The organism is Natrinema versiforme (assembly GCF_005576615.1).
In the GTDB taxonomy this organism is placed as follows: domain Archaea; phylum Halobacteriota; class Halobacteria; order Halobacteriales; family Natrialbaceae; genus Natrinema; species Natrinema versiforme_A.
The window spans coordinates 339,837-362,647 of the sequence record NZ_CP040332.1 but is presented as its reverse complement, the minus strand read 5'-3'; the positions used below and the strand labels follow the sequence as shown (position 1 = coordinate 362,647).

The 22,811-nt window shown below is 60.4% G+C and carries 13 protein-coding genes and 1 pseudogene; 5 read left to right on the top strand and 9 right to left on the bottom strand.

Annotation, left to right across the window (positions count from 1 at the left end):
• Window positions 1–446 precede the first annotated feature (446 nt).
• Complete coding sequence (locus FEJ81_RS22575) at window positions 447–740, bottom strand: PadR family transcriptional regulator (protein WP_006433200.1); 294 nt, start codon at window positions 738–740, stop codon at window positions 447–449.
• Window positions 741–1,408: 668 nt separating this feature from the next.
• Here FEJ81_RS22575 and FEJ81_RS24360 point away from each other — a divergent pair.
• Together FEJ81_RS24360 and FEJ81_RS22565 are read left to right on the top strand one after the other, a co-directional pair.
• Window positions 1,409–1,735 carry a TRAM domain-containing protein gene (locus FEJ81_RS24360; protein WP_138247432.1) on the top strand — a complete coding sequence of 109 codons (327 nt, stop codon included), beginning with the start codon at window positions 1,409–1,411 and terminating at the stop codon, window positions 1,733–1,735.
• 296 nt (window positions 1,736–2,031) lie between these two features.
• A complete protein-coding gene (locus FEJ81_RS22565; RefSeq protein WP_138247431.1) occupies window positions 2,032–3,714 on the top strand; it encodes an acyl-CoA synthetase in 1,683 nt (560 codons plus the stop codon).
• Window positions 3,715–3,788: 74 nt separating this feature from the next.
• On the opposite strand, the gene FEJ81_RS24060 is transcribed toward FEJ81_RS22565, so the two are convergent.
• A complete protein-coding gene (locus FEJ81_RS24060; RefSeq protein WP_229504839.1) occupies window positions 3,789–3,998 on the bottom strand; it encodes a dienelactone hydrolase family protein in 210 nt (69 codons plus the stop codon).
• Entirely contained in the window at window positions 3,953–4,498 is a 546-nt protein-coding gene (locus FEJ81_RS24055) for a dienelactone hydrolase family protein (protein WP_229504838.1), read from the bottom strand. The genes FEJ81_RS24060 and FEJ81_RS24055 overlap by 46 nt, the downstream gene beginning before the upstream one ends.
• 662 nt (window positions 4,499–5,160) lie before the next feature.
• Here FEJ81_RS24055 and FEJ81_RS22555 point away from each other — a divergent pair.
• Complete coding sequence (locus FEJ81_RS22555) at window positions 5,161–7,575, top strand: PAS domain-containing sensor histidine kinase (RefSeq protein ID WP_138247430.1); 2,415 nt, start codon at window positions 5,161–5,163, stop codon at window positions 7,573–7,575.
• A gap of 238 nt (window positions 7,576–7,813) precedes the next feature.
• Here FEJ81_RS22555 and FEJ81_RS22545 read toward each other — a convergent pair whose 3' ends face one another.
• The 6 genes and pseudogenes from FEJ81_RS22545 to FEJ81_RS22525 form a co-directional block, all read right to left on the bottom strand.
• Entirely contained in the window at window positions 7,814–8,293 is a 480-nt protein-coding gene (locus FEJ81_RS22545) for a hypothetical protein (RefSeq protein WP_138247429.1), read from the bottom strand.
• Window positions 8,290–9,132 (bottom strand): ParA family protein, encoded by an 843-nt coding sequence (locus tag FEJ81_RS22540; RefSeq protein ID WP_138247428.1) that lies wholly within the window; start codon window positions 9,130–9,132, stop codon window positions 8,290–8,292. The genes FEJ81_RS22545 and FEJ81_RS22540 overlap by 4 nt, the downstream gene beginning before the upstream one ends.
• A 987-nt stretch (window positions 9,133–10,119) precedes the next feature.
• Window positions 10,120–11,508: an SLC13 family permease gene (locus FEJ81_RS22535; protein WP_138247427.1), complete on the bottom strand. Its 1,389-nt coding sequence runs from the start codon at window positions 11,506–11,508 to the stop codon at window positions 10,120–10,122.
• A gap of 69 nt (window positions 11,509–11,577) precedes the next feature.
• Window positions 11,578–14,667: an FAD-binding and (Fe-S)-binding domain-containing protein gene (locus tag FEJ81_RS22530; RefSeq protein ID WP_138247426.1), complete on the bottom strand. Its 3,090-nt coding sequence runs from the start codon at window positions 14,665–14,667 to the stop codon at window positions 11,578–11,580.
• Window positions 14,668–14,908: 241 nt separating this feature from the next.
• Window positions 14,909–15,260 (bottom strand): annotated as a pseudogene (locus FEJ81_RS24050) (IS6 family transposase); the annotation flags it as partial.
• Window positions 15,261–15,507: 247 nt separating this feature from the next.
• Entirely contained in the window at window positions 15,508–16,707 is a 1,200-nt protein-coding gene (locus tag FEJ81_RS22525) for a Cdc6/Cdc18 family protein (protein ID WP_138247425.1), read from the bottom strand.
• A 1,133-nt stretch (window positions 16,708–17,840) separates the two neighbouring features.
• On the opposite strand from FEJ81_RS22525, the gene FEJ81_RS22520 reads away from it, so the two are divergent.
• Entirely contained in the window at window positions 17,841–20,096 is a 2,256-nt protein-coding gene (locus FEJ81_RS22520) for an NADP-dependent malic enzyme (protein WP_138247424.1), read from the top strand.
• A 153-nt stretch (window positions 20,097–20,249) separates the two neighbouring features.
• Window positions 20,250–21,977, top strand: a complete 1,728-nt coding sequence (locus FEJ81_RS22515) for a thiamine pyrophosphate-binding protein (RefSeq protein WP_229504837.1) — start codon at window positions 20,250–20,252, stop codon at window positions 21,975–21,977.
• Window positions 21,978–22,811: the final 834 nt, after the last annotated feature.

Here is a 22,811-nt window from a genome sequence, read left to right as displayed (position 1 = left end):
TAGCCGCTATACACCCACATTTCATTCGTTCCAATATCGACAGCGACGGACGAGCGGTAGCGCTCTCCACTGGAAGGATCCCCGAGTTATCGATCGCAACACAATCGAACAACGGTCAGTCTCGAGTTGTCGATCGGCTTCGAAGAAGCAGTCATGGCCGATCACGAAGGCCGCTTGATCCACCAACACTCAAATATTACAATAGTATTTCAATCTGGTAGTTAGTCAGGGCAGACTGCAGTCGGAACACCGCAACTGGTCGAAATAATGCACCGGTCCGGAGCTGCGACCAGCTGCGAAGGAGCTACGGATCGAGTCGGCCGCGAGGTCCCTCGAGGAGACCGTAGAAAAGACGCGATCAGCGGTCCCGATTCGATGCTGACCACTGCAGATCGGCGTCCGAGAGACCCGACAGTGTCCCACCCCGGGACGAACAACGCCCTCTCTTACTCGGAGTCGGCGAGTAACTCGCCGACGTAGCTGTCTTCCCACTCGCGACGAGCCTCGAGTTCCCGTCGCCCGCGGGCCGTGACCGTGTAGTAATTCGTTCGCTGGTCGAGTTCGCCTTTCTCGACGAGCCCTTTATCGACGAGGGTGTCGAGGTTGGGGTAGAGTCGTCCGTGGTGGATCTCCTTTTCGTAGTACTCCTCGAGTTCCTCCTTGATCGCGAGTCCGTGCGGTTCGTCCTGTCCGGCGATCGTGTATAGCAAGTCTCGCTGGAAGCCAGTGAGATCGTACATATCGGAATTTCTGTCTATCGACGGATAAGGATTCCGAGAACAAGTGAACGGAAGATATCATGGACTAAACTAGTATACGGCTCGAATATGACTGGTTGAATGAGTCTCAGAAGATCGAGTCATGCAGTCAACTACTGTTATATCGAAACTGCTCGAGAGTCGCTCTCGTGCGTCGTATCGGTCTCGTTCTGAAGAATAGCTGCGCTCGGGGCAACGAGTTTCGTCACCCATCGAGGAGAGGCCGGCGGCGCTGGGAAACTGTGCCCTCGTTTGCGGACAGAGAGTCGATTCGAGCAACAGCGGCTCCCAATTCAGTAGTCGCACGGGAACGAAACGGGACACATCACGGTCTATAGGAGAGAAATTCGAGTCGGTAGCATCGTGTTACCTCAGTACAGAGCCAGTAGCATTAATTATCACTACGTCCGACGTGCCAACGGCGGGGGACGGATACGGTTGTCTCTCCAGCACCGATCCGCTCCGAGACAGGCCCTCGCCTTCTTGAGAGATACCACCGTAAGCTGATCGCCGACATCGTCGCTCACCTCAATCTCAGGCTTGTCAGATACTGATGGGCAAGGTTCGAGACCGACTTCGTTCGAATGAGACCAAATCCGGCGTCGTTGAACGAGCGGCATGCTTTTAGGAGACGGTACAGACGAAGTACTGTGGGACGCTACCAGCCGAGAAAACACGACTCGTTCATCAAATGCGATACGCGTCGCTGCGGGGCAAACAACGCTCCTGAAGGGGCCACGGAGTACGATCCCGACTGTTGGCGATGCGGGGAATCCTTGGGTGGAAAGCCCGAACCGGGTGACGAGGTGACCGTAGATATCGTCGACGAGAAAGCCGACGGCACGCTCGTCTGCAAGACAGAAAGCGGGTTCGTCCTCTTCCTCGAGGCGGACATCGCGGCGATCGAGGCGACGGTCCGTGTGACGACCGTCGACGAGACGTATGGGGAAGCGGACCTCGTCGAAACGGGGTCGTAGCTGGCACGGTATTCGCGACAGGCGGGCGAGACAGCCGATCGCTCTTGCCAATCGAGAGCCAAGCGACGAGACGGGACGTGCCTTCGAAGCGATCAGTCGGGAATTCGAGTCGACGGACAAACGGCGACCGCGAGCAGTGACCTATTTTCAGTTGTAGCCAGTGTTCTCGAGACTGCCCTCACCCGCGGAAACCGGGCTTTCGAAGCGGGGTCGCCACTCCGCGAGTTTTTCTCCGCAGAAGCGAGTGTGCAACCATCCGGTGCAATTATTGCCGAGAACGAAGCCACCCGTAGTGTATGCCACAGAGTCACAATATGGCCGATTACGAGGACACTCGCGAGGCGTTCTCGTGGGACGAGATCTACAACGCGGCGGACTGGGACGCTCCCTCGTCGTTGAATATCGCACACGAGGTGTGCGACCGCCACGCCGAGAACAAGGAGAAAGTCGCGCTGTATCAGGTCGGCACGGACGGGGAGCTGACGACGATGACCTTCTGGGAACTCGCCGACCGAACCGACCGGTTCGCGAACGTCCTCGAGGGGCTCGGCATCGAACGGGGCGACCGCGTGTTCTCGTACATGCCACGAATCCCCGAACACTACGTGGCGCTGGTCGGGACGCTCAAGCGAGGTGCCGTCTTCGGCGGTATCAACGAGCGGTTCGGTCCCGACGGGATCGCCTACCGGCTAGACGACTGCGACGCGAAGGCGATCGTCACCACCGCTGCGAACCGCGAGACGGTCGCGGACGCGCTCGAGGATGCCCCGTCCGTCGAACACGTGATCGTCGTCAGCGACGACGGGACGGGGATCCGTCGCGGCGATGCGAGCTACCGGAGCGAAATGGCGAACGCGAGTCGCGAGTATGAGCCGGCCGACACCGGCGGCGAGGACGACGCATTGCTGTACTACACCAGCGGGACGACCGGACTGGCGAAGGGAGTCCTACACAGACACCGGTGGGTCGCCGGTGTCGCTGCTACGCAGAAGTACGCGGTCGATCTACGGGAAGGCGATTGCTACTGGTCGACCGCGGACCTCGGCTGGCTGACCGGTCCGATCAACACCCTCGGTGCGTGGTTCTGGGGGACCGCACTGTTCACCTACGAGGGCGAGTTCGAGACCGAGGCGTGGGCCGAACTCCTCGATACCTATCCCGTCACGGTCCTGTTCTCGGTCCCGACGGCCTACCGCATGCTCCGCGAGCACGAATCGGTCCTCGAGGGGGTCTCGCTCGATCTCCGCCACGCGCTGTCGATCGGCGAACCGCTCTCGGCGGGCGTCGTCGAGTGGGGCGAGGAGACCCTCGGCGTCACGATCCACGACACCTACGGCCAGACGGAGACGGGGAACATGATCATCAATAACTACCCGACGATGGCGGTCCGGCCGGGATCGATGGGCAAGCCGCTGCCCGGGATCGAAGCCGCCGTCGTCGACCCCGAAACGGGAGAGGTGCTCGAGCCCGGTGAAACCGGCGAAATCGCCCAGCGCGGGGACTACCCCTGTTTCTTCGCGGAATACTGGGAGAAGTCCGACAAGACCGCGGACTGCTTCGTCGATGGACCGGACGGTAAGTGGTACCTCTCGGGCGACCTCGCACACAGGGACGAGGACGGGTACTTCTGGTTCGAGGGGCGCGCCGACGATGTCATCCTCTCGTCGGGGTACCGGATCGGCCCCTTCGAGGTCGAGAGTTCGCTGGGCGAACACGAGGCCGTCGCCGAGGCGGCCGTCGTACCGAAGCCCCATCGAGAGCGGGGCAACATCGTGAAGGCCTACGTCGTTCCCAGCGAGGGGACGACGGTCTCCGAAGGCCTCGCAGAGGAGATCAAGACCCACGTTCGAGAAGAACTGTCGGCACACGAGTACCCCCGCGAAATCGAGTTCCGGGAGGATCTCCCGAAGACAGTCACCGGGAAGATCCGCCGGACGGAACTCCGAGACGAGACGGCAGACGACGCCGAGACGGCGTGAGACGTACCGGTCGCGGCTCGGGACTCCAGTGACCACATCCGGCGTCCGAATTACGGATCGAGCCAGCGGTCCAACTAGTCGTAGGCGCTCGAGCGAACGTCGGCGGGGAACTCGTGGCCGCCGTCGAAAAAGAGCGTCTCGAACCGCTCCGAAGCGCCGGCGTCGTGGGCCTCGGAAACGGTATCGGCGAGGGTGTGGACGGAGTCGGGCGGGAAGATTCGGTCCTCGGTGCCGTGGGTCACCAGCAGCGGCGTCGGGGCGACGTCCGCCAGTACGTCCACCATATCGCGACGGTCAACAGGCCGGGGACGTACAGCGCGAAGTTGTGGGTGATTCGCTCGCGCTGGACGGCGGCGAGTTGTGCCGTGCCGCTGGAGACGACCGCAGCGGCGATCCGGTCGTCGAACCACGACAGCCACGCGGCCTCTTGCCCGCCCAACGAGTGACCGAGGACCCCCATAGCGTCCGGGTCGACCAGTTCGTGGCCCGCGAGAACGTCGAGCGTGCGGCGAGGTCCGAGAGATACTTCGCTTGGAGAAGAGCCTCGCAACAGGCGCTCCATCGCGACGAACTTCTCGTAGTCAGCCCCCGAGGGGGTCGTCCCGGCCGTCCGTTCGCGTTCGGACGGGCGTCGGTCCTCGAAACAGAGCAGATCCGGACAGCAGACGACGTGTCCGCGCTCGCAGAGTTCGACGCCGTAATGGTATGCTTTCGTGTCGCTCAGGCCGGCGGGATCCGACTTCCCAACGGCGAACTCGCCCGCGTGAGGGTGAACGGCGAGCACCCAGGGCGCTCACCGTCGATACCGTCGGGAACGAGCAGATAGGCCGGATTCGGTCCCCCGGTTCGACCTCGTACTCGAGGAGGCGGCGCTCGAACCCGTCGGCGGACGAGACCGAGACGGTCTCGACGGCCGGATCGGGGCGGTCGGGGAACGACCCGAGACAGTCCAGAACCGCGTCGCGAGTGGCGTCCATATCGGGGCGACGGACGAGGGCATCATAAAGACAGCCGTCGGGTCGTCAGTGCTCGGGTTCGTATCTGAGATACGTTCCTAGTAAATAGTACAATCTCTGTATTCGGAAAACGCCTGAAACGCGATCGGATAGTTCGGTACTACGTCTGCACACCGAACTTTTGCGCTGTCGTTCGGAAGACGCATAGCGTCTTCCGTGATGACGAAAGGCGCGAACACCTTTTGATCCACGGGCGCGACTCCGTCTCGTCCCGGCAAAATCTCGAGAGAGCGACGCTCTCTCGGACCTCGCGGGAACTTCGCTCCCGCTTAGCTTCGGTGAAAAGCACGGTCGTTCGAGGCGGCGGCGCCGTCTCGTGATGACGAAAGAGTTCCGTTCGCTCGCGACTGCTGGCGGCAACGCCTCCGCCGATACTGAGCATACGTCTCTCCGCCAAGGGCTTATTAGTTCACACCGTAAGTAGAGGACAATGGAAACCTCGGACTCTTCGTCGGATATCGCTATTGACGATATTCGGTTATTCTTTAATCAATTAGAACAGCCGGAAACCCCGGTATCGGTTGAGGAAATTACCCAAGAACTGGACTGTCCCCCACAGACGGCACGCGGGTATCTGGGGGATCTTACCGAACAGGGAGAGTTGCGAACGAAACAGATCAATGGTTTCACCCGGGTGTGGTGGTCCACTGAGAGAGGCGAGGTGGATCGTCACGATCCGGACAGTGAGCAGTTCAGTGCCTTCGTGAGAGCGGTCAAGGATTACGCCATCTTCATGCTCGATCCCGAGGGCACGGTCGTTAGTTGGAACGAGGGAGCCGAGCGAATCAAGGGGTATTCCGCCGACGACATCATCGGCCAGCACTTCTCGGCGTTTTATACCAAGGACGATATCGCCGCTGGCGTTCCCGAGCAGAACCTCGAACGGGCTGCGGCCGAAGGCCGCGTCGAGGACGAAGGGTGGCGGATTCGGAAAGACGGATCGCGCTTCTGGGCGAACGTCACGATCACTGCCATCAGAGACGACGGAGAGCTTCAAGGATTCACGAAAGTCACTCGAGACATGACTGACCGGCGCGAGTACGAGCAACAACTCGAAAAACAGACTGACCAACTCGAACAAGAACTCGATGATGTCTTCGAGCGAATTGACGACGCCTTCTACGCACTCGACGAAGAGTTCCAGTATGAATATGTGAACGAAAAAGCGCAAGAATATATCGGGAAGTCGGCCAGCAAACTCGTTGGTCAGAAACCGTGGGAAGTGTTTGATGTTGACAAATCTGACCCGATCTTCGAACGGTTTGACGAGGCCTTAGCAACACAGGAACCAATGAGGTTTGAACGGTACTCGGAGCCACTCGGCACCTGGTCGATGGTTCGGATTTATCCTTCCGAGTCTGGACTCTCCGTGTACTTCGAAGATATAACCCAGCGCAAAGAGCGCGAACAGGAACTCGAACGAGTGTACGATCTGCTCGAGCGTGCGGAGCGTGTTGCGGATATCGGCGGGTGGGAAATTGACCCAGACACGCACGATGTCTTCTGGACAGACCATCTTTTCGAGATTTTAGCGATTCAATCCGATGAAGAGCCGCCATTGGATGAAGCATTGGACGTGTACCACGATGAAGATCGACCGAACGTTGAGCGTGCTATCGATGAGGCGATCCAATCCGGCAAGTCCTTCGACATTGAAACCCGGTTCCAGACGCCTACTGGCGAGGTGCGATGGCTCCGAGTCATCGGTGAACCCGATCTCGAGGATGGGGAAATCGTGTCGCTCCGCGGCGCTGTCCAGGACATCACTGAACGGAAAGAACGCGAACGAGAACTCCAGCGTGTCCGGGAGCGGATGGAGTTCGCCCTCGACGCCACAGATGCGATCGTCTGGGACTGGAATATCGACGAGGATCAGACGTCCTTCTATCCCTCGGCGGAGTCGTTATACGGATCCACAGTCGAAACCTGGGACGATTTCATCGGGATCGTCCACCCCGACGACCGAGAGATGATCGAAGAGAAGATCAGAGAATCACTCGACACTGGCGAGCCGAAATACGAAGAGATTCGCATTGATCGGGACGGGGAAGAGCGCTGGATCGAAGCCCCAGGTCGGCCCATTCAAGACGAAGACGGATTGACGCGGATGGTCGGTGTGGCACGGGACATCACCGACCGAAAGACCTTCGAGCAGAAGTTACAGGAGTCAAATGAGCGCCTCGAGCAGTTCGCGTACGCGGCCTCCCACGATCTCCAAGAGCCACTGCGGATGGTATCCAGCTATCTCCAGTTGCTCGAGGAACGCTACAGCGACGAACTCGACGAGGATGGCCGTGAATTCATCGACTTCGCTGTGGATGGCGCGGACCGAATGCGAGAGATTATTGACGGCTTGCTCGAATATTCCCGGGTCGAGACCCAGGGAGACCCCTTTGAACCAATCGACCTAGAGATGGTTCTGGACGGTGTTGTAGATAATCTCCAGCTTCGGATCGAGGAGCACGATGCGGAGATTACGAGTGAGGACTTACCCGAGGTTGAGGGTGACGCCAGCCAACTCCGTCAGGTCTTCCAGAATCTACTAGAGAACGCCATCGAATATAGAGGCGATGCGCCTCCCCAAGTCCATATCTCGGCCGAACGAGCCGGTAAAAAGTGGGTCGTATCGGTCAGCGACAACGGGATCGGCATTGACCCCGATGACCAAGACCGGATCTTCGAGATTTTCCAACGCCTTCACTCGCGTGAGGAGCACGACGGAACGGGTATCGGACTCGCGTTGTGCAAGCGAATCGTCGAGCGTCATGGGGGCGAAATATGGATCGATTCGGAACCGGACGATGGAACGACGTTCTCAGTCTCACTCCCCGCAGTAGATAAGTAAATTACCTCCTCCCCTCCCCCTACTCGCTCACGGCGGGGCCGTTCGCTTCGTTGAGGATTCCATCAGACGAGGTCTGATGACGTACAGACTGTGAGTCTACACTGGCTTTCGCGTGGACTTCCGTTCTGGCCGCCGTCGGCGGCAGGCACGTAATCCCCGTTCCGGTCAACGTCCCGCGATTCAAGCGCACGTTTACGGGTGCGCCTTCACCCGAGACTCACGGTGGCAACGGGCGGTGTCAGTCCTCCGATTCGAAGCCCCACGCCTCGAGTCGGTCGACGACTTCGTCGACGTTGTGCATCGCCGCCTCGTAGGCCGCTTCCCGAACGTCGGTCTTCGAAACGTCGGTCCCGAGTCGGTCGCTGACCGCATCGACGAAATCGTCCTCCGCGTCGACGACGTAATCCCGGAGATAGAACTGGACCATCTCGCGGTCCTGCTTGACCGTATCCCGGACGTAAACCCACGGAACGCCGCCGTCGTCAGCACCGTTTTGGGGCGGCTCTCCGATGACCGCCTCGCTCGAGTCGGCGGTAGTCTCCTCGTTCTGATCGCCATCCGTCTCGGACTCCGCTTGAGAGTCGATGTCTTCAGTGACCGGCTGGGCCGGTTCGGAATCGGACTCGTCGTCGACGGCCTGCTCTTCGTTCGCGTCCGGTTCCGATTCGGCTTCCTCCTGGACCTCCGCGAACGGATCGCTCCCGGAGCCCTTCTTCATCGGTCGTCGACCTCCTCGATCTCCGTCGCCAACTGATCGATCTTCTCGAGCGTTTCCATCTCGTGGTCGCGCTGCCGGTCGCGGTATTCCTCGACGTAGTGTCGCGGGGTACACTGTTGATCCCAGCAGCCTTCGAAGAGCGACGATCGCTCGCGGATCGCAACCGGGGCGGGATAGCCCCGATCACGGATCTCCGTGAGGTACCGCTCCTGATCGGACGTTCGGCCGACGCCGTTCGGGACGGCCGCGAGGACACCGATCTCGGCTTCGAGTCGATCCTCGAGGCCGTCGACGAGCTCTTCTAACCCGAGGACGCTTTGCATTCCCTTGCCGGTGGGCTCGACCGGGATCACTAAGCTCCGTGTGGCCGACACGGCGTTGTAGAGGTGGGGGCCCGCGGTGGCCGGGGGATCGACGACGATCACGTCGTATTCCTGTGGGATGCTGGACTCGAGGAGCACCTGCCGAAGTCGGTCGTAGGGATCGAAGTCGTCGCCCTCGCCGAGATCGTCGGCCATCTGCTGTGCGCGATTGAGCAGATCCTCGAGGTTCTCGAGCATGTTGTGGCTCGGGAGGAGATCGAAGCCGGATTCGGTTTCGTGAATGAGATCCTCGAGCGGACCCTTCGGTCGGTCGATCAGGTGTCGAACGATGTTATCCGCCTGACTGTCGTCGCGGGGAGCGTCGACGTCGAGGAGGTAGGTGAGCGAGCCGTTTTGCTGGTCCATATCGATCGCGAGCACGTCGAGTCCGTGATTGGCGTGAGCCTCGAGCAGCGCCGCACCGATCGTCGACTTGCCGACGCCGCCCGCCTCCGAGTAGGTCGTATATGTGAGCATACGAGTTAGTTAGCCTTCCCGAATATAATACTTCACCATACGCACTCAGTAGGCCATTGAGTTAGGCCAACCAGTTAGACTAACTAACTAGTGGGTTTGGCAAGCAGTTGCCCCGCCAGCCGGAAGATGAGGGCAGAGACAGACGGGTAAAGCCGAGTAGCCTACACGGAGAGGAGTAGCAGTCGGCAGGCTCGACGAAGCTAACCGAGGGCCCGAGGAAGGGGTTCTAAATAGGCTATTCGGCCCACCTATTCGGTTAGGCCGACTGGGGAGACTAACGGAGTAGCCCACAGAGAGGGTTCGTACCCGGCCCTCGGCTCGAGAAGTCCGTTCGGTTGGCCTATTCAGTAGGCCTAATCGAAATGCAGACGGGCCAGCCAGAATAGCTAGCTGACCTAACCAGTGGGACTAACTTTGAAGCCTAACAGCCAGGCCTGCCTACCTATCCCAACAGGCATTTCGATCAGGGAAATCGAATCGGGTAGGCTGCATCGGTGTGCCAGCGGTAGCAGATTGCTAACCAACCCTACTCGGAAGCATAACTAGTTGGCCTAACGAGATAGCCTAATCGTTGTACTCGCGATCGAGTGCACGTTTGATCGGTGCTCACGTCGAAAGCACCGATCGATGCGAACGAGGGACCCAACTCGCCGAGAGAACAGGAGGTCTCGATGGGTGGGCGAGTCCGCGCATCTGAATCGGCTGATTCGATCGGTCATGGACCGGGACACAATCCTCGCTCTTCGGTAACGCTCGCTGCTCGAGTTCCTGCAGAACGCGCACCCGGAGTCGCCGATCGATAGCTTCGGAAGCAGCTGGTTCGGAGAGAGGGACCACCTTACAAGGAAGGCTAATGAATTAGGCTGATCAGTTAGCCTGTCTGGATAGGCTACAGGAATAACCGAAACAGAACGCTATGAACTCCGTCGGGGGATCGAGTCCTCACTCTCGCTCGATCCGAACGCGAGCCCGCTCGAGGAGTCCCTCTCAGTAGAAGACGCTAAACAGACCGAACTGGATCGGAAGCAAGACCACGATCGTCGCGACCGAACACGCGACCGTCGTGACGATCAGTTCCCGCGTCTCGAGATCACCCTCGGTCAGAATGACGATGAGGACCGCCGACTGGTAGGGAAAGAAGTACGAACTCAGCGCCAGTACCTCGGCCAACAAAACGGGCGTGAACGGAAGTCCCGCCGCGTCGATGTAGGGGATCAGGATCGGAGTGAGAACGCTCGCGACGGCCAACCCCTCCATCAGGAAGGTGAGTGCGAACGTGATGAAAAAGACGGAGGCGAGTATCACCGCGAGCGAGCCGTCCGTCGGGATCAACTCGAGCAGGTACGTCGCCGAGCGATCGGTGAATCCGGTCTCGGTCAGTCCGTCGCCGATGGCGAACACCGCGGCGATAAAGAACAGGATCGAGAAATCGACATCGCGACCGGCGGTGTCGAAGTCGGCGACGCCGACGGTCGGCAGGAACGCGAGGATGACGACGACGACCGCACCGATCACCGGATGGAACCCGTGGACGAAATCCGTCGCCCAGATCGACGCGCCGACGAGCAGGAACGCCAGCATCCGTCGTTGGGCGGCACCGTCCGTCGGCCCACTCTCGGGGAGCGTGAAACTCGAGTCGGCTGACGGCCGAAAGAAGGCGTAGACGATCCCGATGACCAGTAACACGCGGGCGAGGCCCATGACGGGGTACATGTGGAGCCACCACTCGGACCACGAGATGGTGTGTCCGGCGATCGACTGACTGAAGCCCGAGATGATGATATTCGGCAGGTCCGCAGTCAGGATGCCCGCGGAGCCGTAAAACGTCGCGAACAACGGGCCGAGATAGAGGCCGACTCGAGCCGCTCGGGAGTCGAAAAGCGAGCCGAGTTCGCGGAGGATCGGTGCGAGTGCGAGGATGCGGACGAGCGCCGAGGGGACGAGAAAGGCCAGCGCGTGGGCACCGATCGAGAGCGCGAGCAGCAGTCGGCGGTAGGTTCGGACCGAATCGGCCTCGGTCGGGTCGCCGATGGTTCTGGTCGCGAGCCACCGTCCGACCCCGCTCGCGAGACCGCTCTGGCGTGTCGCTTCGCCCATCAGTAACCCGAACCCGATGAGCCACGTCGCCGGTTTCTGGAAGCCGACGAGCGCCAACTCCGTCGAGAAGGTCACGGCGATCAGCCCGAGGCCGATCAGCCCCGTGTACGAGGGCGGAACCGGCGTCAGAACCCAGAGGACGATACAGAAGAGCGTGATGGCGAGCATCGTCGCCGTCGACCCCGAGGCGAGCAGCCACGTCGCGACGGCGACAGCGATAGCGAGGGAGAACGCGAATATTGGTGACCGAATCGCCTCGACCGCTTCCGATCGATTCATTGACCGATGCTCGGCAACACAACGGGAAAATTGTCGTGATTCGTGAATTCAACGGCTAGTACCCGACCACTAGCGTGGAAGCGCGTGTGCGAGCAATTCGATCGGCGTCGGGGGCGCCTCGCCGTCGAGCGAGGTCCCGGCGAGCGAGCTGTCGGCGGGGACCGATTCGATCCGACTGTCGCCGAGCTGGGTCCGGCAGGACGTCCCCGGCGCGGCGACGACCTCGGCACCACTGTCTTCGATCTGGTCGAAGAGGATATCGCCGATGGACTGACTCAGCGAGTAGTGTTCCGCCTCGTACCCGAACGTGCCGGCCATGCCACAACAGCCCGAATCGAGCGGGTCGACGGCGTAGCCGGCCCGCCGGAGTACGCCGACGGCGTGGTGGTCTTTCTTCTCCGCCTTCTGATGGCAGTGACCGTGGTAGACGACCGAGTCGGCGGGTGCCGCCCACTCGACGGCCTCATCGAGCCGGAACGTATCCAGATACTCACAGAGGCCGTAGGCGTTCGCGGCGAACGACTCCACAGCCTTCCCCGACCGCAAGTCGAGGGCGTCGGACTGGAACATCACGACGTCGGACGGTTCCGCCACGACGATGTCCCAGCCCTCGCGAACCCGCGGCTCGAGCGCCGCCACGTTCTTCGCGACGGCGTCGCGGGCGGCGTCGACGAACCCCTTCGACAGGGCCGGCCGGCCGCTGTCGGTCCGGCCGGCCACGTCGACGTGAACGCCCGCGGCCTCTAAGACGCGCACCGCCGCCTTGCCGACCTCGGGATGGCTGTAATTCGTGTAGGTATCGGCGAACAGGACCGCTTTTCGCTCGGCCTCGGCTTCGGAAACGCGCGAACCGCCTCGCCCCTCGAACCAGTCCTGGAGCGTCTCGCGGCTGAATTCGGGGAGCGACCGCTCGCTCGCGATTCCGACCGTCTTCTCGGCGAGCACGTCCGAACCGGGAAGCGACTGGGCGAGGTTCGAGACCGGTGCTAACGCGCTGCCGACTGCGGCGAGCGTATCGAAGTTAGCGAAGAGCCTGTCCCGGAGGCTCGCGCCGTGTTCCTGATGACGCTCGTGCATGACTTCGGTCTTGAGCTTCGCCATGTCGACACCGCTCGGACAGTCCCGCTTGCAGCCCTTACAGCCGATACAGAGGTCGAGCACCTCCTCGGCGAACTCGTCGTCGGTCGGGTCGTCCGGCAGGTCGCCGCTCATCGACTGTCGGAGGAGGTTCGCCCGGCCGCGGGTCGCCGTGATCTCCTCGTCGGCCGCCCGGTAGGTCGGACACATCACGCCGCCCGTGGTCTCCTGCTCGCCGCGACAGCCGCCACAGCCGTGACAGAGTTCGACCATCCCCTGCATGCCGTTCTCGTTGTCCCAGTTCAGCGACGGCTCGAGTCCCGCGTCGTACTCGTAGTCGGCGTCGTACCGGAGGTGTTCGGTCATGTCGTGGTCGCCGCAGACGTTGCCCGGATTGAGCAGCCAGTCGGGGTCGAACGCGGTCTTCAGATCGCGAAAGGCCTGCCAGAGGTCGTCGCCGTAGAGCTTGTGATTCCACTGGGTGCGGGCCCGACCGTCGCCGTGCTCGCCGGAGACGCTGCCGCCGAACTCGACGACCATGTCGGTGACCTCGTCGGCGATAGCGACCATGTCCTCGCGGTCCCGGTCGGCCTTCGTATCGACCAGCGGGCGGACGTGGAGCACCCCCGGCCCGGCGTGAGCATAAAAGGCCGCGTCGTCGTCGCGGCCCTTCTCGGCCAGCAGCGACTGGAACCGCTCGACGAACTCGGGGAGGTGTTCGGGCGGGATCGCACAGTCCTCGATGAAGCTGATGTGCTTCTCGTCGGAGGTCCGCGAGAGCAAGATTGGCAGCCCGGCCTTGCGCAGCGTCCAGAAGGTCTCGCGCTCGGCTTCCTCGTGAGCCTCGAGCCCGGCGAACGCGATCGTCTCGTCGATCGCCGGTCGATCCTCGGCCGGCGTCGCCTCGGTCCCGGTCCCCGGAACCCTATCCGCGAGGAGGGAGGCAGTCTGCTCGCGGCCGTGATCGTCGTCCTCGGCGTAGAACTCGACGAGTAACCCCGCCTCGGCCTCGTCGGGGACGAGCGACGCTGCCGCCTCGAACTCGGTCGTCCCCCGGGCCAGCCCGAGGAGCACGTTATCGATGAGCTCGACCGCGGCCGGTTCGTGCTCGAGGACGTGTTGCACGTCGGTTACGGCCTCGAGGACGCTCTCGTAAAACAGCAGGGACACAGCCTTGGTCTCCGGGACGGGCTCGAGGGACACCTCGGCTTCGGTGACCACAGCGAGGGTCCCTTCGCTGCCCGCGAGCAGCCGCGCGAGGTTGACAGTCCCGGTCTCGGCTTCCTCGACGAGTACGTCGAAGTTATACCCCGAGACGTTACGCTTCAGATCCGGGAATCGCTCCCGCACCTCGTCACCTTCCTCGTCGATGATCCGGACGACTTCCGCGTAGATCCGCTCGAGGAGGTCCCCCTCGGAATCGGCGGACTCGCGGAGTTCCGCGACGGATATCTCGCCGAGCGTGGCGACTGTTCCGTCGGCCAGTACGACCTCGCACTCCTCGAGATAGGCGTCGGTCTTCCCGTAGACGAGCGAGTGAGCGCCGGTCGAGTTGTTCCCGATCGCACCGCCGATCGCGCTTCGGTCCCCCGCAGCCGGGTCGGGCGCGAACTTCAGATTGTGCGAAGCGAGCGCCTCGTTGAGGTCGCCGAGCACCGTCCCGGCCTCGACGCGGGCCCGTTGCTGATCGGGATCGACGGTTACGATGCCGTCCATGTGACGGGTGAAATCGAGCACGACGGCCTCGTTGACCGCCTGTCCCGCGAGGCTCGTCCCACCGCCGCGCGGGAGGACCGGGATCTCGCGGTCCGCACAGTACGCGACGGTCGCGGCGACATCGGCGGTCGACTTCGGGTAGACGACGCCGATCGGTGTCAGTTCGTACGCGCTCGCGTCAGTCGCGTACAGCTGCCGCGTGTAGGTGTCGAATCGGACGTCGCCGTCGACACGGTCGCGGAGCTCGTCGACCAGTGCGGGTCGATCCACGTCGTCCGAGACGAAATCATACGCGGCCCGCTGATCGTCGATTTCGGCCTCGGTATCGCCCCCTGCGTCGAATGCGGTGTTAGATCTCGCAGTCATCCTCAACTGAACCTTCGAATGGGTCGTCATACGGTTCACAACGATAAAGCGTTCGACAATGCGCCGCGGCGTGATGGCGACGTCGTTCAAAGTAGGAGTTTCTGGCAGTATAGATGTCACTGGTAGTATATTTTATCGACTGTCAGATTCGCGTTCCCAAACGGTCTTCAAAATTTGAGATACGTGGCACAGTCTAGTTTAGTACCTCCGATAGAATCTCTCCAGTGAGTGACTAATGTAGTCATTGTGTATTGTAGTAGTGTGCAAACTGTTCAATCCATTCGCTGATTCTTGCCCAACTTTCCCACGAGTTATGGAAGCGGTCAACCCGCATTTTGAAGCCATAAAACCACTTTTCGATCAGATTTCTCTTGACATAGTTGAGTTGACCGTTCAATCCTTCCGGGAGAGTGCAGTTAGATATTTGTAGCCGTTAATGAGAAACACTGTGCCGTCGAGATTGTGTTTCTCGATCAAATGATGCAGAACGCAGCGGCTGGGCCGGGGCCTTGCCGTCCGAACACTACGACATCGAGAATTAGCCATGTTTCTATATCTATTGTAGAGTATACCCAATACCACTCTCCATCAATTATGGCAGTTATTTTATCAATGGTGGCCCGCGACGGCGACACCGTCCGCAGAACACTTTGCGTTCTGCTGTCGAGGTAAATCTTCGATTCGCCGACCATTGGAGCGCAAAGCGATCCAAGAGGCGCAGAAGAGCGAAACCCTCGTAGACGTCGGCGAGTCTAGCGCGCTGTCAGCTAGCCGATTTATCTGCCGTTTGCGACCGTCTATCAAGACAGTCACACGGATCGATCATTCCGAAAAGTGCTGTCACTCAGATTCGTTACAAGCAGCGATAATGACCTGTGGATCGTCAATCAATCTGTTCTCCATATAGTTCCCTTTGCCCTTCCCCGCCCATTTACGCTCTTGCTTAATTATCGATAGGAATTCAAGCTCAGACAGAATATCGCGAACACGGCGCAGTTTGATATGGTCAGAGCCATCACGGTCGCAGAGGCTCTTATAGAGATCAAACACTTCGTTGGTCGTGATCGGTGCATCATCGCCACCTTTCTGTTGAGACAAGAAGGCCATTGCTTCAAGCACCAGTTTCGCATGGCTCGGACTCTTCGAGATTAGTTCAGCGAGACGGCTGGTTTCCTCACGTTCATGGGCCTGTTCAACGCATTCCTCAGCGACGGCATCGTGATCATTTTCCTCGGCAATCTCTCCAGCAAATCTGAAAATGTCGATCGCCTTTCGCGCGTCACCATGCTCGCGAGCAGCGAGTGCAGCTACTCGAGGGATAACGGCTTCATCGAGGACACCTTCATGAAAGGCATCAGACCGCGAATGTAGTATCTCTCGGATCTGATTCGCATCATATGGTGAGAAGACATATTCGCGCTCACAGAGACTCGACTTGATTCGCTCGTCAAGGGACTCCTTGTACCGAACCTTATTCGAAATCCCGATCACGCCAATTGTGCTTTTGGTGAGTTTCCCCGACTCAACCGCTCGAGAGAGTTGCATAAGAATGTCGTCGTCCTCAATCTTGTCGACTTCATCGAGGATTATCAGGGCAACATCGTACCGGTCGTCAACAATTCGCCAGAGGCGGCGATAATATTCCGATGTACTAAGACCGGAATGAGGAATTGATACGTCAGTTTTCGTCGGCTCGTTCAGTTGATAACCGATAGATTGGACGGCCTGCGTTTCCGTTGATTCCTGCAAACAATCGATATAGGCGACACCAATCGAGATATCATTGCTTGCGGCCTGATTCACAGCCTGATTCGTGATGAACTTCGAACAAAGAGATTTTCCAGTTCCCGTTTTTCCGTAGACGAGGACATTGTTCGGCGTATTCCCACGCGTCGCAGGCTTGATCGCGTTCGCTAAATTTGTGAGTTCATCTTCGCGACCGATGATTCGATCACCATCCGGTAGATGAGAAACTTGCAACAACTCCTTGTTTTGGAAGATTTCATTTTCACTTCCGAAATAGTTGGTCGGGCCCGACATTCGCTTGATGGCACGTCACACTCATCTGGCATAAACGTTCGGAGCCGAGTTGCCGCTGTATGGATGGTAATTCAAGGGTGTGAGTCGCTATTGGTCGCGAGTTACACCCCGGAGTGCCGCTGTATTGGGATCAACGCCACCCCGAAATTCCGCTGTATAGATCATCGACACCCCGGAATGCCGCTGTATACGAGTTGAACTCAGAGTTCCCAGTGGTGCTGATCAAAACAGGATCGGAAATGAGAAGACGCACCGCATTTCCGCTGTATAGATTCGGATATAGGGAAGAGATACGCTCATTCGAACAGTAGTGAGTGCGGAGTGCCGCTGTATTAGGAGACACACACCCCTCGTTGCCGCTGTAACGATCCGATGGTCCACGCAAGTTGAAACAGTCCGGCGACCGTAGGACCCAATGAAAAACAGCGTGACAGCAGAAATTAGACCGAGAAAGTTGCGGTACAGTTCGTCTCGAGCAGAAATCTGCGTTCAATACCGCTTGAACGATTTTGCGTTCAATTCACTTAGTGGTCGTTTTGAAGCACTAGTATTTAATCGTAATGGTAACTCGGCATTCCTTCCTCACAAACTGACAGCTAGATCAGCCGGATAATTACATCTCAGGACTTCAGTCGGTAGAAGCAATTTCAAGCAGCTATACAGCGGCAACGAGGGGTGTGTCTGCTACGACGGGATAAGCTCCAGTTCAATATAAACGGTCAGCGTTACGTTCGGTGTATATCTCGAGTCATCCTGCTGTTCTCATCGGACGTCTCTTGCTTGTATCAGTCTAACACAGCGTCTGGAGGATTGATTCATCGAGTGAGGACTCCGTCAACGATCCGTTCGATGTGGTCGACATCCGTCTCCCGCTCTCGAGTGAGTCCGCTCCATGGTCTCGCCTCGAGATCCACAACCGAGACTCGAGGGCCGCTACGAGAGTCGACGAGGTGGTTAAATATCGGCAGTGACACCAAAATAGGGCCGACTCATTTTCGGATGATATCCGAACTGTTTCTCTGGTGGCTGTCGCAACGTTTGCGGTCATTTCTAACCTATTATTTCACATAGATGGGAACAATTGAGCGCAACCGCACACTTTTATCGGTCGGCCGGAGACACTCGAGACGATAATGGACGAAGACGCGCTCGAGTATCACCGGACCGCCCCGCCGGGGAAAATAGAGATATCGACGACGAAACCGACGAACACGCAGCGAGACCTCTCGTTCGCATATTCGCCGGGTGTCGCCGCGCCGTGTCGAGAGATCGACGCGGACGCGGGCGAGGCGTACCAGTACACGACGAAGGGGAACCTCGTGGGCGTCGTCTCGAACGGGTCGGCCGTGCTCGGGCTCGGCGATATCGGCGCACAGGCCTCGAAGCCCGTCATGGAAGGGAAAGGCGTCCTGTTCAAGCGCTTCGCCGACATCGACGTCTTCGATATCGAACTCGATCTCGACGATCCGGACGCGTTCGTCGACTCGGTCGCCGCGATGGAACCGACCTTCGGCGGGATCAATCTGGAAGACATCGCGGCACCGGACTGTTTCACCATCGAGGAGCAACTGCGCGAGCGGCTGTCGATCCCGGTGTTCCACGACGACCAGCACGGCACGGCAATCATCTCGGGCGCGGCACTGCTCAATGCCGTCGAAATCTCCGGGAAGGATCTCGCAGACCTCGAGGTGACCTTCGCCGGTGCAGGCGCGGCAGCGCTCGCGACGGCCCGATTCTACGTCTCTCTGGGCGTCAAACGCGAGAACATCACGATGTGCGATATCGACGGCATCTTGACGACCCAGCGGGCGGAATCCGGCGACCTCAACGAGTACAACCGGGAGTTTGCTCGAGACCTGCCCGAGGGAGACCTCGCAGACGCGATGGAAGGTGCGGACGTGTTCGTCGGCCTCTCCGCTGGCGGCATCGTCAGTCAGGAGATGGTCCGCTCGATGGCCGCGGATCCGATCATCTTCGCGATGGCGAATCCGGATCCCGAGATCGGCTACGAGGCGGCCAAGGACGCCCGCGATGATACGGTTATCATGGCAACGGGACGCTCGGATTATCCGAATCAGGTCAACAACGTCCTCGGCTTCCCCTTCATCTTCCGCGGTGCGCTCGACGTACGTGCCACCGAGATCAACGAGGAGATGAAGGTCGCGGCGGCGTCGGCGCTGGCCGATCTGGCCAAACAAGACGTTCCCGATTCGGTGGTCAAAGCCTACGGTGATCAACCGCTACAGTTCGGCCCCGACTACATCATTCCGAAGCCCCTCGACGCCCGTGTCCTGTTCGAAGTCGCCCCCGCGGTCGCACGGGCTGCGATCGACTCGGGAGCGGCCCGCGTCGACATCGATATCGACGAGTACGTCGAGCGACTCGAGGCCCGCCTCGGGAAATCCCGCGAGATGATGCGCGTCGTCCTCAACAAGGCCAAGTCCGACCCCAAGCGGATCGCGCTGGCCGAAGGGACCGACGAGACGATCGTTCGAGCGGCGTCCCAGATCGTCGAACGGGGGATCGCCGAACCGGTCCTGATCGGCGACGAGGACGACATTCGCGGCACGATCGCGAACCTCGGCCTCGAGTTCGAACCGGACGTAGTCGACCCCGAGAGCGGCGACTACGAGGGGTACGCCGACCACCTCTACGAACGCCGGAAGCGCAACGGCGTCACCCGTCGTGAGGCAGCGTCGATGATCCGCGACGACACCAATTACTTCGGCAGCGTGATGGTCGACCGCGGCGACGCCGACGCGCTGCTGACCGGCCTGACGAACCACTATCCGTCCGCGCTCCGGCCGCCGCTACAGGTGGTCGGCACGGCGGATGACGCCGACTACGCCGCGGGCGTCTACATGCTCACGTTCAAAAACAGTGTGATATTCGTCGCCGACGCGACCGTCAATCAGGCCCCCGACGAGGACGTCCTCGAGGAGGTCACCCGTCACACCGCCGAACTGGCTCGCCGGTTCGACGTCGAACCCCGCGCCGCGTTGCTGTCCTATTCGGACTTCGGCAGCGTCGACAACGAGGGCACGCGAAAACCCCGCGAGGCGGCCCGTCGCCTCCGCGAGGACCCTGCAGTCGACTTCCCTGTCGACGGCGAGATGCAGGCCGACACGGCCGTCGTCGAGGAGATGCTGACCGGCACCTACGACTTTACCGACCTCGAGAAGCCGGCGAACGTGCTGGTCTTCCCGAACCTCGAGGCGGGTAACATCGGCTACAAGCTGCTCCAGCGACTGGGCGGTGCGGACGCGATCGGGCCGATGCTCGTCGGGATGGACGAGCCGGTCCACGTCCTCCAGCGGGGCGACGAGGTCAAAGACATCGTGAACCTCGCGGCCGTCGCGACCGTCGACGCGCAGGACGAGGCGTACTGACCGGTCGGTCCGAAAAGCCAGTGGCTTCGACGGGTTCGTCTTCCCGTGAACGAATATCTCGCCGCCGGCCGCCTCAACGGCCGCCGATCGTCTCGACGATGACCGTTTTCGTGATGAGCCGAGCAGTTAATCGAGAACGACCGACGGTATTTATTGCGCTGTGTCGCTCCAATCAGACTCGAGAGCGATGCCTGGAACAGAGACGGTCCGCCGGCCCAACCCGGCAGTGAGCAACTGTACGATGCCCTCGTTGACGCCGGGGTCGACCTCCTCGTCGGGCTCCCCGGGACGCAGACGCTCCCGTTAGATCGTACCGTCGAGCGCCGAGAGGACATTCGATACGTGATGGCGCGCCACGAGACGGCGATCCCGCACATCGCATGGGGATACTACGAGTCTGGAGGTGAGGTCGCCGCGACGCTTACCGTCCCCGGCCCCGGCGACACGAACGCGATGCACGGGTTGAAGAACGCACTCGACGACCGCGTTCCACTGATCCACGTCGCCGCCGACGCCGATCCGGCCGACCGCGGGAAGGGGCCGATCCACGAAATCGAACCCGAGACGTACGACACCGTCGTCAAGGAGAACGTCTCGGTCGAGCGGCCGGTCGAGTTCCAGCAGGCGATCCGTTCGGGGATCGAAACCGCACTCACACCCCCGCGCGGACCGGTCCGGCTCGGCGTTCCGAAGTCCCTCCTCGAGGCCGAGTTCCGCTCACCGGCCGTAACGATCGATCCGCAGACGAGTCGCTTCGGCGGCGACGCCGAGTACGAAGACGCAAAGCAACTGCTCGCCGACGCGGAGCGACCGGTCGTCTACCTCGGCGTCGGTGCCCGCCGAACGGGAGACCCGGACGCGATTCGGGCCCTCGTTGAGACGCTGGACGCGCCGGTCGTCGCGTCCTACAAAGGAAAGGGCGTCTTCCCCGAGGACGATCCGCGCTGGCTCGGTGTCACGGGCAGTCATCTCCCGTCAGGAGCGAACGAGACCCTCGAGGCTGCCGACGTCGTCCTCGCGCTCGGCACCCGGTTCGACGGCGTGACGACCGCCGACTGGTCGCTGCCGATGGGTGACGAACTCGTTCACGTTACCCTCGAGACGAGTCGCATCGACATCGCCTACGACGCCGATATCGCGATCGTTGCGGACGTCGCCAGCGCGGTCGATCGGCTACGAGCGGGACTCCGTTCTGCGTCGCGTCCCGACACCGCTTGGGACGGGGCGTCCATCGGCGACCGCGTTCGCTCGGAGTACGACGACCGGCTTCGTGCCTGCAGCTTGCTCGAGGACGAGACGCCGATCGCGACGGCCGGCGCGCTCCGGACGCTTCGCGAGGTGTTGCCGCGAGAGGCCGTTGTGACGACCGATATCGGCGGCTTCCGTCTCTGGGCCAAGCAGACCTTCGAGACGTACGAACCCGAGGCGTACGTTACTTCCGGGTCGTGGGCGGGAATGGGCGTCGGACTACCGGCTGCGATCGGCGCGAAACTCGCCGTGCCGGATCGGCCGGTCGTCGCGTTGACCGGTGACGGCGGGGCGATGATGTGCTTACAGGAGCTGCATACGGCGGCGGCGTACGACCTAGACGTGGTCACGATCCTCTTCAACAACCAGGACTACGGAGTCATCAGTAAGTCGCCGGAAATCGATCAGTATGCAGAGGGGCATCGGTTCGACTGGTCGTCTCCCGAGTTCGCCGCCATCGCGGAGGGATTCGGCTGTCGGGGCGAGACTGTGAGGACGCTCTCGGAACTCGAGAGCGCAGTCGATACTGCACTGGCACGAGCGGACGGACCGGAACTGATCGACGTTCGCGTCGATCCGGACGAGCCAACAGCTGCCGACGTTTCCGAGTACGACTCGAGCGTGAAGTTCTGAGCGTCGACGGAAGCAATTCGGTTTCGCTCTGAGTTCCTGTTTCCGTTCGCTCGAGAACTCGAAGCGGGTGAGTCCGGCATCGGAAACCAGTGAGAACTACGTCCGACCACATTCCAGTTAGCCTAACGAATTAGCCTAACCCATAAACCGATACAGAGGTTGATTACGGGAACGGTCCCTCCATACATCGAAAGTGCGATAGAGCGTCTAGCCGTGGACGCGTGATCGGATCGAGGTCGGACCGAGATGATGACTCGGGCTCGAGGCTCGCGAAAGCGAGTGTCGGCGGTGGATGAGCGGTGCAACGGAGTTAGGAAGGTCGGTTCTGTCGACATCACACCACCATGTCCGCAGTTTTCGATCGAAATATCAAAATAACAACGGACACGGTGGTGTGGGGTGCTCCGAGGTAACGTAACTCGCAAGGAGTAGAGTGGACGGACTGACACCACGATGTCCGCTGTTCCATGGGGAAGAAGCGAACCAAGAGCAGCGGACATCGTGGTGTAAGAGAACGGAGTCGGCACCGTTGCTACTCGGAGAGCTCAGTCCGAAGAGACCAGTCAATCGGACGGTATAGGCAGACAGCGGCGGAAAGAGACGAAGCAATCCGATCCCGCTGCCGGTCGATTACGGAAGCCGACACACCCACCCCACCATGTCCGCTGTTCTTCCGGACGAACGGGGGTGGCCTGATCTGCGAGAATATATTTCAGACCATGCCTGATCTGAAATATCAACTATAGTTGCCATTTGGACTAGCTCTCAGTAGATTGCATTAAAACTTCTGTAGTCTAGATGGTCGTCTGAGACCATCCCCCTCTCGTAGACCTA